This window comes from Sphingobacterium yanglingense, assembly GCF_004363245.1.
GTDB lineage: Bacteria > Bacteroidota > Bacteroidia > Sphingobacteriales > Sphingobacteriaceae > Sphingobacterium > Sphingobacterium yanglingense.
Map to the genome: position 1 here is coordinate 145,151 of NZ_SNYV01000013.1, position 13,584 is coordinate 158,734.

General features: G+C 42.1%; 8 protein-coding genes. 5 read left to right on the forward strand and 3 right to left on the reverse strand.

Annotation, left to right across the window (positions count from 1 at the left end; translation table 11 throughout):
• Nucleotides 1-15: 15 nt before the first annotated feature.
• The 3 genes from CLV99_RS09010 to CLV99_RS09020 form a co-directional block, all read right to left on the reverse strand.
• A complete protein-coding gene (locus CLV99_RS09010) occupies nucleotides 16-3,642 on the reverse strand; it encodes a SusC/RagA family TonB-linked outer membrane protein (protein WP_162850079.1) in 3,627 nt (1,208 codons plus the stop codon).
• Nucleotides 3,643-3,839: 197 nt separating this feature from the next.
• Nucleotides 3,840-5,012 (reverse strand): FecR family protein, encoded by a 1,173-nt coding sequence (locus tag CLV99_RS09015; RefSeq protein WP_133584183.1) that lies wholly within the window; start codon nucleotides 5,010-5,012, stop codon nucleotides 3,840-3,842.
• A 48-nt stretch (nucleotides 5,013-5,060) separates the two neighbouring features.
• Nucleotides 5,061-5,594: an RNA polymerase sigma-70 factor gene (locus CLV99_RS09020; protein WP_133584184.1), complete on the reverse strand. Its 534-nt coding sequence runs from the start codon at nucleotides 5,592-5,594 to the stop codon at nucleotides 5,061-5,063.
• A 157-nt stretch (nucleotides 5,595-5,751) separates the two neighbouring features.
• Here CLV99_RS09020 and CLV99_RS09025 point away from each other — a divergent pair, with 157 nt between their 5' ends.
• From CLV99_RS09025 to CLV99_RS09045, 5 genes are all read left to right on the forward strand, one after another.
• The gene (locus CLV99_RS09025; RefSeq protein ID WP_133584185.1) at nucleotides 5,752-6,357 is read left to right on the forward strand and encodes an RNA polymerase sigma factor; all 606 of its coding nucleotides are present in this window, start codon (nucleotides 5,752-5,754) and stop codon (nucleotides 6,355-6,357) included.
• A 104-nt stretch (nucleotides 6,358-6,461) separates the two neighbouring features.
• Nucleotides 6,462-7,622, forward strand: a complete 1,161-nt coding sequence (locus CLV99_RS09030; RefSeq protein WP_133584186.1) for a FecR family protein — start codon at nucleotides 6,462-6,464, stop codon at nucleotides 7,620-7,622.
• 124 nt (nucleotides 7,623-7,746) lie between these two features.
• The gene (locus CLV99_RS09035) at nucleotides 7,747-11,181 is read left to right on the forward strand and encodes a SusC/RagA family TonB-linked outer membrane protein (protein ID WP_133584187.1); all 3,435 of its coding nucleotides are present in this window, start codon (nucleotides 7,747-7,749) and stop codon (nucleotides 11,179-11,181) included.
• A 9-nt stretch (nucleotides 11,182-11,190) separates the two neighbouring features.
• Nucleotides 11,191-12,597 (forward strand): RagB/SusD family nutrient uptake outer membrane protein, encoded by a 1,407-nt coding sequence (locus tag CLV99_RS09040; RefSeq protein WP_133584188.1) that lies wholly within the window; start codon nucleotides 11,191-11,193, stop codon nucleotides 12,595-12,597.
• A 60-nt stretch (nucleotides 12,598-12,657) separates the two neighbouring features.
• Complete coding sequence (locus CLV99_RS09045) at nucleotides 12,658-13,584, forward strand: ABC transporter ATP-binding protein (protein WP_133584189.1); 927 nt, start codon at nucleotides 12,658-12,660, stop codon at nucleotides 13,582-13,584.

Here is a 13,584-nt window from a genome sequence, read left to right on the forward strand (position 1 = left end):
AATCTATCTTTTATATTAAAAACCAGCTTTTAAAGAGAATGTGAATTGTCTTGGTACAGGTAGCGCAACACCACCGTTTCCAAAGAATTCAGGGTCAGCTCCATTGAGTTTTTTGTCCGAATACAATAGAGCCAAGTTATTCGCTACCAAGGCCAAATCTATATTGCGCATTTTTAATCTTTCTGCAATTGTTTTAGGGAGGCTATAACCTACAGTAACATTTTTCAAACGGATAAAATCGCCTTTAGCCACGCGTGCATCCGATAGGTTATACGCACTGTATGGATAAGCTGGATTGGAAGACATGAAGTATTTTGCTACCAAAGGATCTATAGTCGCAGGGATGTTGGTATACTGCTCATCACCGGGCACCATCCAACGGTTTAGCCACTCTCGGTTCATACCGATATCATCGCTCATAGCAGAAGAGAAGGTAGGTGCTAAACGCACATAGTTACCGGCACTAAACGTAAATAATGCAGATAGGGAAAAGTTTTTGTAAGCAAATTGGTTGTAGAAACCTCCTGAAAATGTAGGGTCTACTGGACCGTGATATTTTAAGAAGTCAGTTCGCGTACTGTTGAAATCTACGCGTAATGTGTTATGTGCACCATTTTCATCAATAAAAGTTGGGTAACCGTAATTGGGATTTAGACCATCAAATTGCACGGAAAATAAGCCACGCTGTGCATAACCTTCCATCGGCCCACCTTCGGCACGTACCAAGTCGTTAATGATCGGGTTTATCTTTAAATCGGTGATTTTGTTTTTATTTAAACCGAAGTTGAAAGAGGAGCGCCATCTGAAGTCTTCATTCTTGATAGGATATCCCGCAACAGTCGCTTCAAACCCCTGTCCGGACATAGTTGCATAGTTGGCTGTTTTGACCACTTGGCCTCCCATACCCGATGTGGTAATCGGGCCGATCAAATCAAAGATATCACGTTTGTAATAATCTAAGGTAATATCAATCTTCCGGTTGAACATAGCCAAGTCCGCACCGATATTACCTTCGTACAATTTTTCCCATGTCAAATCCGCGTTTTCCAAAGCTGCAATATTTACATACTGCTCTTTGTCGCTTTCGATAGGACGGTAGGTGATACCATTGAAGTAAAGGACCGATTTGTTACGCGCATTACCCAGGTTTGCGACTAGACCATAGGTACCACGGATACGGGCGCCCCCCAATAGCCAGTTATCCTGATTAAAGAATTTTTCTTGATCAATATCCCATGCACCGGAGATATTCCAAGTCGGTAACCAGCCTAGGCTTTTACTTTTTGCCGTTGTTTTACCCAACATGTTTGATCGGTCGATACGTGTCGTAAAGTTTACACTGTATTTATCGTTGAATGCATAAGCCGCGCGCAACATCATTGCCGCAAAACGGTCTTTGCTGTAACCCATACCAAAGTAAGGTTTGTTTTGGTACATAGCATCTTGAAAATACTTGTAATCTGGGTGTACCAATCCGGCATTGCTATATTGATAGCCTACGCCATCAAAGTTATCATATTGGCGATCCGTAGAACGCAATTCCATTGAAGCGAAAACATTTAAACGGTGCTTTTCGTTATAGTGAGCGTCATATTCTAGGTTGTGACGTACATAATAACTCTTTAGGTTGTCACTGTTTACATTGTAAAAGCCTCCGTCAGGTAGCGTAACGAATGGCAAAGCTGCCGTTGGAAGATTAGGATCTCTGAATAAGAATGGGTTATTTTCGAGGATGAATGGATCATTACCATGCGCTCTGTATGCACCCACCATATTTGAATTTTCCATGACATAATGCTTTCTGAATGTAGAAGCATAACGGTATGAACCATCAGCCGAATAGGTCAATTGCGGTAAGATTTTGTATTTAAAACCACCCTGTACTTTCAATTCATTTAATCCCAGTTCGATATAATTGTTTTCCAGTTCGTTCAGGATATTGAATGGGGCAAAGTTTCTTCTAAAGTATTCTAAACTACCATCCTCGTTGTATGGTGTCATCAGACGGCTCGTATTCATGGCATAGGAGTACGGGTTGATGTCAAAACTTCTACCTGCTCCACCAACATCGGTGTTGGCATCACGGGATAGTGTGCCCGGTGTACGTTGATCACGGATAGAACCGTTGAATAATAACTCTCCACTCAATTTGTCATTCAATTTGAAGTTGGTCCGTAGATTAGCGGTAAAACGTTTCACCTTGTCCCCAACAGTTTGTCCCGAGTCGTTCATAAAACTTGTTGAAGCATAGGTCTGTGACTTAGCATTACCCGAAGAGTAGCTCAAGGAATGTTCCTGCATCAGCGAGTTTTTGAATAGTACGTCAAACCAATCCGTATTGGCATTAGCATAACGTGTTAAAAATTGCTGCCGGCTTTTTACATCATTGCGTAGTGCAAAAGAATCTGTCGCTTCATCATATACATACATCTGGTCGTACATCTTGTTGAATACCCCTCCGTCTTTAGAGTTTCTCGATGCGGCATGACTTAAATAGCCCTTGCGTTCCATCTCCAGTAATACATTCATCTGTTCGCCCGAGTTCATCATGTTAAATTGTTCGTACCTAGGCTTGCTGTACGTACTCATCGTCATACTGTAGTTGAGCTGGGGGGCACCATCTGTATTTCTACCTTTTTTGGTCGTCACAATAATTACCCCGTTCATGGCACGCGCACCGTACATCGCTGTTGCAGCTGCATCTTTCAGGATATTAAACGATTCTATATCATCGGGGTTCAGTCCTGCTACCGACGATCCGATAAGTGTATTCGGGTCTCCTGTAGAAAGAGCCTCGTTAGAGATGTTTACGATATCTTCTAGAATGATTCCATCAATCACCCACAGCGGTTTGTTATCACCTGTGATCGAAGTCGCCCCACGGACCCTGATTTTAGGAGCAGCACCGAATGTGCCAGACACGTTCTGTATCGATACCCCAGCTACCTGTCCTTCCAGCATACGCGAGATATCCGGCACTCCGGCACGGGCTATATCTTTAGCATTTACCTTGGTTGATGCCCCTGTAAATAGTTTACGATCGATGTTCTGGTAACCCGTAGATACCACATCTACCGCTTCCAATTCTTGGTCAGCGATCTCAAGGTTGATGCTGAGTTGATTTTTATTACCAACGGCAACTTCCTTCGTTCTATACCCTATGAACTTGACTATTAAAGTCGCATCTGCACCTGAGCTGACGGTAAACTCTCCTTGCGCATTGGTGGTGGTGCCGATATTGGTGCCTTTTACTAAGATAGAGACACCGACCATAGGTTCATCTTTTGTGTTTTTAACAACACCTTTTACCTGGTTTTGTCGTTTTGTCTCGTTGTTTGAGATATTATTTGTCTTATTCCCAACGGTGATGATCCCATCAAGTATTTTGTATTGTAGCCCTTTTTCTCCAAGGACCTCATTCAGTACCTCGCGGACATCTTTGTCTTGGGCATATAGATTGATATTATTGGCCGAACGGGTTAGGTCCGTACTATAAAATACCTTTAGATTAGCTTGTTTTGCTATTTCGGTCAATACCTGTTTTACGTTGGCATTTTTTACATTAAGACTTATCTTTTGCGCCAGACCATTCGCCTGTACAGCAGTGACCAAAAGAAAGAGCATAGAAATGCTTAATTTCATAATTCGCATTGTTTGATAGAAAACCTGGCGTCTCAAATTATGGGACGTTACTTTCCTATTAAAGAAGTAATTCATAAATTTGTTAGTTAAGTTAAGTGTACTTGATATTTGACTTACAGTTTATACAGGGATGTTACCAGCATCCCTGTTTTTGTTGTGTTAGGTTTTTATGTTCATTGTTTGCGGCATTTGCTATTTTAGGGTCTTTTATTTTTTATTATCAATTCTTTATCCCGGATCTCAAAATCAAAATCGGATCCAAATTGAAGTACATTGAGTACTTTGGCAAGACTTAGATCTCGGCTCATACTTCCCGAGTATTGTTTTTTCATGTCGATATCCCCGGCAAATTTGACCTGTACATCGTACCAACGGCTCAGTTCGTAAGCGATTTGTATCATGTCATCATTTTCAAATCGAAACTCTTTATTCTTCCAGGCCAGTTCTTTTGCGAGATTAGCTTTGTTGATATCAAATTTTTCACCATTCCATTCCCCCTGATGACCGGGATTCAGTAATGTTTTCTGTCCCTTTGAAAGGAGTTCCACTTTGCCTTGTTCCAATGTTGTTCTTACCCGATCGGTATAAGCATTTACATTAAATCTAGTGCCTAATACGCGGACCTCCGTTCCGTTTGCTTCAACGATGAAAGGATGTAGAGCATCATGGCTCACGTCAAAATAGGCTTCACCTTCAATCTTGACTTTACGATCAGTGCCAGAGAAAGCATTGGGGAATGTGAGTTTAGAGTTTGCATTGACCCATACTTTGGTCTGATCAGCCAGTACTACCGTGTAGTATGCACCTTTCGGTACCACCATTTGATTCAATGCCGTAGGTGCTGATATTTCATTGGGATCAATTGTAATCTGCAACTCATTACCAGTTGTATTTAGGGTCATTCCTTGATTGTTACTGATATTTTTATGCTGATCCAGGGTTATGCTACGTCCATCCGCTAGGATAAGGGTTGCACCTTGGACAGCAGCCTGTACGTCATTTTTAATGTTTTCTTTGTTCTGTGCTATGGTATCTGTTTCCGTAGGACGCAGGTAATGATTGGCCAGATAGAGAAATAGACCGATGAGCAGAGCAGCTGCATAGGGTAACAAGCGTCTGAAAAGGTTGAACTGATGTACTTTAGGTTTTAGCTTATCTTTCACCTTAATCCAATCGTCTTCCGTATCGACATTTGAAAACATTTTTAGGTGTTTCACTTTTCCTTCCATATTGGTTAGCTCTTCAAATAATTGCTCATTTGCGTCAGATTGCGCTCGCCAATCCGTTAGAAGTTTTGATTCTTCTGCAGACAATGGAGATTCTGTAAAACACTTGCTTAATATCAGTGTAATTTCTTTTCTATTGTTCATTGGAGGGTATATACTCCTAAGTGAGGAAAAAGGGTGACAAGAAAAAAATTATATTTTAATCAGTAGCAGGAATAGGGCGATAATATCAGGGTTCAACTTGGCTTTAAGTGCTTTCATGCCCCGTTGCTTCTGCGTTTTTACGGTATTTATGCTAATATTGAGCTCTTCAGCTACCTCTATATTTGAAAAACCTTCCAGATAGGTTTTCTTAAAAATAAGCTGACAGGAATCCGGGAGTGATTCTATCGCTTTGTATACAATCTCCAAAACCTCCGAACGGATTATGTTTAATTCTATCATCTGCTCAGACTCCTGTTCAAACGACTGTTCTTTAGAAAACCGGTCTCTGACTCTTTTCTTTTTCAGTAGACTAAAGCATGCATTCCGTACGGATAGATAGAGATAATTTTTCAGATAATCTTCATTATCCTTAAAATCTGAGGTAAATTCTACCTGATGGAAAGACACGAATACGTCCTGAACGAGGTCTTTTGAAAGCTCTTCATCATGCAGATATTGCCAAGCGTAATGACACAGCATACGGTAATATTGTTTAAAAAGTCTTTCTGTTAGTGCACTCATTGCTCCAATATCTGTTCGTAGAAAATGGTTGTCTTTCCTTAAAATCTGATTTGAGGTCTATTGGGCAAAAGTATGGAATTGATAATGGATTTGAAAACGAATTGTTTCACCAAGAAATAATTTTTAGCTTAGCAGCAGAAAACTAGCCGTTCGACACATGTATTCTGATTCAGATCCTGTTCATGCCGAAGTTCTTCAGCGCTTAAAAGCTGGAGACCATTCTGCATTTGAGGAGCTGTACCATCATTATTCTAAACCCTTGTACTGGAAGCTAAAGCAGATGGTCAAGAATGCTGAAGAAGCCGACGAACTCCTGCAAAATCTTTTTGTCAAAGTATGGGACAAGCGTGATCAGATTCATATACAACAGTCTTTTGAAGCTTATCTTTATCGTATTGCTCAGCATATGGCTGTAGATTATTTCCGTAAGCTCGAGCGGGAGAGTCGGTTGCAGGAGCAGATTTCGAAGATAAGCCCAACGACAGATGAAGATGCAGAAGCTCAACTGATGGCCAAAGAGACCCAACAGCTATTAGATGAGGCCATAGCGAAGCTACCAGAGCAGCGACGTCGAGCATTTGTCCTGTGTAAGATTGAAGGCAAGACTTATCTAGAGGCAGCAGAGCTCATGCAGATTAGTCCCAATACTGTTCATAACCATCTGGTCAAAGCCGTACAGGCAGTTAAGCAGCATCTCGACCAGTCCGGCAGAGATATCGGAATTCTAGCCCTTCTGCTCGCATTGGCGCAGTCATTGCCCTAGCAATTTAAAAAAGTAAAAAAAATATTTTCTAGGGATAGTCACTTTCCTGTTTTCAACCGTCATACTCTAAATAGGCCGATAAATTAAGCTCGATTAATGATACTATGCAGCGAATAGAAGAACTATATCAGAAATTTCTAGATGATACTATCCCAGATACTGAAAGGCAAGAACTTTTTCAGTTGTTAAGGGATGCTGATAATCCTTCTTTGGAAGTATTGGCCAATACCTACCTCAAAAAAGACGTTCCTTCAGACCTAGCTTATCTCCAAGAAGATACCGATCGGGTTCTAGCTCATATCAAGCCATTGATAGGTACTCCAGAGGCAATAGCAGATAATAAAGGCCCGAGTAGAGGTATTACTCGTTTGATACGTTGGGCCGGAGTTGCCGCTGCTGTATTGTTGTTTGGGATTATCATCCATCAGTTATATCAGTTTAATAGATCCCCGTCGCCGGATGCAGACATGGCCTACGCCGAAGATGTCGCTCCGGGAGGGAATAAAGCTACATTGAAACTATCCGATGGAACCACTTATCAGCTCGCAGAAGATAAAGAGGAACTTCAAGCGAACAAATCATTCTATACCTATGAAGATGGCAAGCAGTTAGGAGCCGCTTCGAGCACGGTCACTTCCGCCACGTTGGTTATACCACGGGGTGGACAGTACCGTATAGTATTACCTGATGGGAGCAGGGTGGTGCTCAATGCTTCCTCTTCTCTTACTTATCCCATCCATTTTGAAGGTAGTACGCGATCCGTACAATTGGAAGGCGAAGCCTATTTTGAAGTTGCCAAGGACAGGACAAAACCTTTTATCGTCAAGAGTCATAGACAAGAGATCACAGTTACAGGGACCGAGTTCAATATCAATAGTTACAACGACGAATCGTCCGCTATGACTACATTGATCGAAGGGCAGGTACGTATAAAAGATTTGAATGGTGGTAATAGTGCTGTACTTTCTCCAGGACAGCAGGCTGTATCAGGCACTAAGGGATTCACCGTACAGACTGTTAATCCGGATAGCTTTATCGCTTGGAAAGACAACTATTTTGTGTTTGATGGTTTGCCTTTGGCTACCATATTTAGACAGTTGGAAAGATGGTATGATATTGAAGTAGACTACAGCCAAATACCAAATGAGACGTTTAGCGCCCGTATCCGACGCGACAAGAATATATCGGTAGTGCTTCATGCCATTGCCAAAACATCAGGGATAGATTTTTACATTAAGGAAAGGAGGATAATGGTGAAACAATAATCCGAAGTACAAAGATGTTTTCCTGAAATAAACAAGCCGCTTCGACTTGGACCTCGAAACGGCAATGTGCCAGGAAAATATAAAGTAGTTGACTATCTATTTTATAACCTAACAATACAAATTTATGAATAAAGAATTCCTTATTCAAGGAAAAACTATCCGCGAATATTGGGCTAGATACCAGCGTGTGTTAAGGCCATTTCGCTATACGCTATTGATCATGAAAATTACAGCCCTACTGACCGTTGTATTTACTTTTCAGGTATCTGCATTGACATTCGGACAGCAGATTAGTTTGTCTTATCAAAAAGCATCATTGAAGACCGTGATCCGTTCACTGAGTAATCAGGGAAAGATTGATTTCGTCTACAAGGACAGATTTTTGGAACAAGCCAACCCGGTTACAGTTGAATTGAAAAACGTGTCAGTCGATAATGCTTTGCAACAGGTTTTTCGTAATCAACCATTTTCCTATCAGATCGAAGATGGCATCGTATATATCATGCCCCGGATAGCGAAGGAACAGGGCAAGGGGCTGTCCAACGAAGTCGACAAGCGCCAGCAAGCTCTCCGTGGGCGTGTTACCAATGATAAAGGAGAAAATCTAGTTGGAGCTTCCGTCAGAGTTAAGAATACTAAAATAGCGACAGGTACCAACGAATTGGGCGCTTTTGAACTAAATAATGTACCCGAAGATGCAATTATTGTGGTGACCCATATGGCCTATGAAAAACAGGAGATCACTGTTTCAAAAAGCTCAGCCACATTACAAATAGTATTAAAACCAGCAACTAATAGCTTGGATGAGACCATCGTACAGGCCTACGGTACCACGTCAAAGCGATATAATATAGGCAGTATATCCCAGATTAGTGCAGCCGATATTGAGAAGCAACCCGTAATGAACCTCTTACAGACCATGCAAGGATTGATTCCGGGCGTAACCATCAATACGACGGGCGGAGCCCCTGGTGCACAGCAACGTATACAGTTGCGCGGGCAAAACACCATTATGAATACCAATTATGGAGCTTTGCCATTTGACCAACCGTTGATTCTGATAGACGGTATACCCTATGCCCCTCAGAATAATAGCTTTATAGCTAGTGCGGCAAAACTAGGCGGTTCATCTGGGATGAGTCCATTAAACAGTATCAATCCAGCCGATATCGAAAGTATTACCGTGCTTAAAGATGCCGATGCTACCTCTATTTACGGGTCACAGGGGCTGAATGGTGTTGTCTTGATTACAACAAAAAAGGGGATAGCTGGCAAGACTACCTTAAAAGTGGATGCCTATACAGCTCCTGAAAGATCTGCCAAGATCGTCAGCATGTTAAATACGGAACAATATCTGGCATTACGTAAAGAAGCGCTGACCAATGATGGTATGACAGACTTTTCTCCAACTCCAGGAAATATTGCCAACTATCCGGAGTTGTTTCTTTTTGACCAAAGCAAATATACCAACTGGTACAAGGAGTTCTATGGAGGTACCGCTACCAATAATACCATCAATGCAAGCCTCACCGGTGGAAAAGAAGGCGTCAATTATATTATTTCCTCAGGTTTTACAAAGGCGACCTATAATTTTCCAGGCGACTTCAAGAACGAGAGAGCCAGCGTGCATACCGGATTTAGTTATAATCCTGCCGAAAGTAAGCTTTCCGTAGACTTTGGAACCGACTTTTCGTACAATCTGGATAAGTCTGCTGCGCTCGAATTGACAAAAGCGTTGTTATTGCCTCCCAATCTACCCGATATGCTGAATCCTGACGGGAGCCTCGTGTGGAATTATAACGGCTTTAACTTTACAAGTTATCAAATGCAGGGGAGTTTGCTCACCCGTTCAAAGTTGATCAACAAATCCATGAATAGTTCGTTGCGCATTGCTTATAGGATACTTCCAGGACTAAAGATCAGTAGTAATATAGGATACAGTTATTTCTATTCAGATCAGCTGAGCCAAGCTCCTCGGAGCTCTTACCCGCCTTCGCAGGGGAGCTTTTCGAACGCCCGGTTTTCGGATGTTATCAATCAGACATTAAATGTAGAGCCTCAGCTCGAATATCAAAAAAACATCAGTAAGGGACGCCTTACCGTGTTGTTCGGAGGGACCTATAAGAATAATAGTAATACACAGGATATTATCAGTTCGTACAACTATGCCAATGATGCATTGTTGGGCTCACCCAATGGAGGAAGTACAAAATACCTGACCAATACCAATTCGCCTTATAAATATATGGCTGCATTTGGTCGGATCAACTATATACATGACGGCAAATACATCGCCAATGTTACCGGAAGACGGGACGGTTCGAGCAATTTTGGTCCCAACCGCCAGTTCGGTAACTTCGGTTCCGCCGGTTTGGGCTGGATAATTTCCGAAGAGGCCTTCTTCGCTAAAGCGGTGCCGTTCATCAATTTTGCAAAACTATCGACCAATTATGGTACTGTAGGATCGGACGGGATAGGAGCTTATATGTTTCAGGACTATTGGTTCGGGTCAGGATCAGGTACATTCCAAGGGTTAACGCCTTACATGCCTAATAAGCTCTTTAATCCAGATTTTAGCTGGGGCGTTAAGAAAATGTGGAATGCAAGTTCCGAAATAAGCCTATTGAATAGCCGGTTAAATCTAAATCTTTCTTGGTATCAAAATCGTACCAGCAATCAATTGACCACTACGCCGCTGCCGACACAGACTGGGTTTTCATCGGTATTGCAGAATCTTGATGCTACCGTAGAGAATAAAGGATGGGAGATCTTTGTCTCTTCAGAAAATGTGAAAAGAGATGATTTCTCTTGGAGTTCATCTTTCAACATTACCATCAATAGAAATAAACTTATAGCCTATAAAGGACTAGAATCGTCTCCTTATCGTGATATGTATAAAATCGGTCAATCTACCAGTACCTTGTATTTATTCGATTACAAAGGTGTCAATAGCGAGACAGGTGTTTTTGAGTTTTATAAGGCCGACGGAGTGACTCCAGTGTACAGCCCCTTAAATCCCGGAGCTTATGGTGCTTCGCACGATCGTACCGCTATGATGGATCTTCAGCCTAGATTTACCGGAGGTCTGACCAATAGCTTTAGCTACAAGGGATTCGATCTGTCATTCCTATTCCAGTTTGCAAAACAGAAGGGATATAATCATTTGTATAATTTGGTTACCGAAGATTACAAATACAACAAACCTTCGGCGATATTTGATCTCCAGCGTTGGCAGCAGCCCGGTGATGAGCATGCCGATCTACAAAGACTTACCGATAGAGCAGGTACGGCCGCAGCCAATGCAGTGTATTATTTCCGCAACTCTACAGGTGCTTTTGGTGATGCATCGTATATCCGGTTGAAGAACCTGTCTTTATCCCACCGCTTTAGTGGAGCTTGGCTTCAGAATGCAAAAATCCAACATTTCCGGTTATTTATGAATATCCAGAATCTGTTTACCATTACAGGATACAAACTTGGTGATCCCGAGATGAATGGTAATTTATATGGGATTCCTCCACAGCGCACCATTGCTTTCGGTACCTCTTTAACTTTCTAAACAAAGATCATGAAAAATACTTTTTTATATAAAAGCTTCAAATTCTATGGCGGGGTCTTTTTGGGATGTTTGACCTGCTTTTCCTGTAGAGAATGGATAGAATTACCTCCTTCGATAGATAAGATTCCTACGGAAATTGTTTTTACCGATAGTACCTCGGCGATTACAGCTTTGGCTGGAGTATACGCCAATTTTGGATACTATGGAGGCGGATCCTCTTCGATAAATGGTGCACTCATTAGTTTGTACCCGGCACTTTCTTCCGATGAGCTTTTAGCGAGTTCCACGGGAATAGATGTCAAACAGTTTGAAGAAAACTCCCTTCGTCCCAATAATTTTCTTGTTTCCACCTTATGGCGTACAGGCTATGAAGGTATCTATCGTATCAATGCCTGTATCAAGGGGATTACAGAAAGTAAGGGACTGAATGAAGGGCTCAAAGAGCGACTGATAGCCGAAGTCAAAGTAGCGCGGGCTCTTTATTATTTTAACTTGGTCAATCTATACGGGGGAGTACCTTTAGTCACCACGACCGATTATTCCATTAGTGCCAAGCAGCCCAGAGCAAACGTAGATGAGATTTATACACAGATTATAGGCGATCTTACCGATGCCCGCAAGATTCTGAAAGAGACTTATCCCTCTGCAGGTCGGGCTAGACCGAACTTATATGTCGCTACAGCCTTGATGGCGAGGGTATACCTGTACCAGAAAAACTGGACAGCAGCCGAGGCAATGGCCAGAGAAGTCATCAATGCCAAAACGTATAGCCTACAGATGGATCTTAGCAAAGTCTTCTTAAGCGCTAGCACAGAGGCTATCTGGCAATTGCCGACAGCAGGCACTAGTTCTGGACAGACTTCAGAAGCTTCAACTTTTGTTCCCTTTAGCAAAGGAGTTATTCCGTCGTATTATTTAACCCCTACTTTGTTGAGTGCATTCGAAGCAGATGATAAAAGGAAGGCGAGTTGGATAAAAGTAGATACCATTAAAGCAAATATCTACCATTATCCTTTTAAGTATAAAAACATTGATGCCAATAACTCTCCGCGCGAGGATTATATCCTTTTTCGATTACCGGAGCAGTATTTGATATTGGCCGAAGCCCTTGTGATGCAGAAAAGACAGGATGAAGCCTTACCTTATATCGAAGCCATACGTTCACGTGCTGGTTTGAGCGCAGTACATCCTACCACTGAAGATGAGTTTTTGAAGGTAATAATGCAAGAGCGACGCGTAGAGTTCTTTTGCGAACAGGGGAGCCGTTGGTTCGATTTGAAACGTACAGGTACTGCCGATGCAGTTCTTGGACCTTTGAAGCCTACACGTTGGACAGCAGACGATGCGTTGTATCCGGTCGCGTTGTCCGAGTTGACCGCTAATGGTGCTCTGGAGCAGAATCCAGGATACGAATAAGGTATCCTTCAATCTGCTAATCCAAAAAGAATAAATAAGAATAAATAAGATATACAATATATGGCGACTATTATTTCCGTAGAAGGACTTTCGCATAAATACAATAATTCCTGGGCGATCCAGGACATAAGTTTTGAAATCAATAAAACAGGTATTCTAGGTTTGCTTGGCTCCAATGGAGCCGGCAAATCCACGACCATGAATATCATGTGTGGGGTGCTCAATCAAACAAAAGGTGACGTCATTATTAACGGTATTGACTTAAAAAGGCAACCAGAGCAGGCGAAAAAAGAAATAGGTTTTTTACCGCAGCAAGCCCCATTGTACAAGGATTTGACCGTAGATGAATACCTCTTTCATTGTGCGTATTTAAGACAGATAGCCAGCTCGCAGGTACGTGCAGCAGTAGAAGAGGCCAAAGAACGTTGTGGTCTTAGCCATTTTAGCAGTCGATTGATCAAGAACCTTTCCGGAGGGTACCAACAGCGTGTAGGTATAGCACAAGCTATTATTCATAAACCACTACTCGTGGTCTTGGACGAACCGACCAATGGTTTGGATCCCAATCAGATTATTGAAGTTAGGTCATTGATTAAAGAAATTGCCGAAGACCGTGCTGTGATTTTTTCGTCCCATATCCTATCCGAGGTACAGCAGCTGTGCAAAGATATTCGTATGATCGATCAGGGGAGACTTGTTTTCGCAGATACCATGGACGCTTTTAATAGCATGGCAGGGCACATTCTGAGGGTCGAGATAGACCGCCCTCCTGCCAAAGAAGAGCTACTGAAAATAGAAGGCGTTATGCAGGTCGACTTTTTGACCGAACGGAGCATCAGGATTCATTTTGACGGTGACCGTGATGTTACCGATCGCATCATCAAGTCTAGCGTAAAGCATGATTGGTGTCTGAGAGAGATCTATATGGACAAGAGTTCATTAGACGAAGTGTTTGCACAACTATCCAATTATAAAAAAGCCAAATAA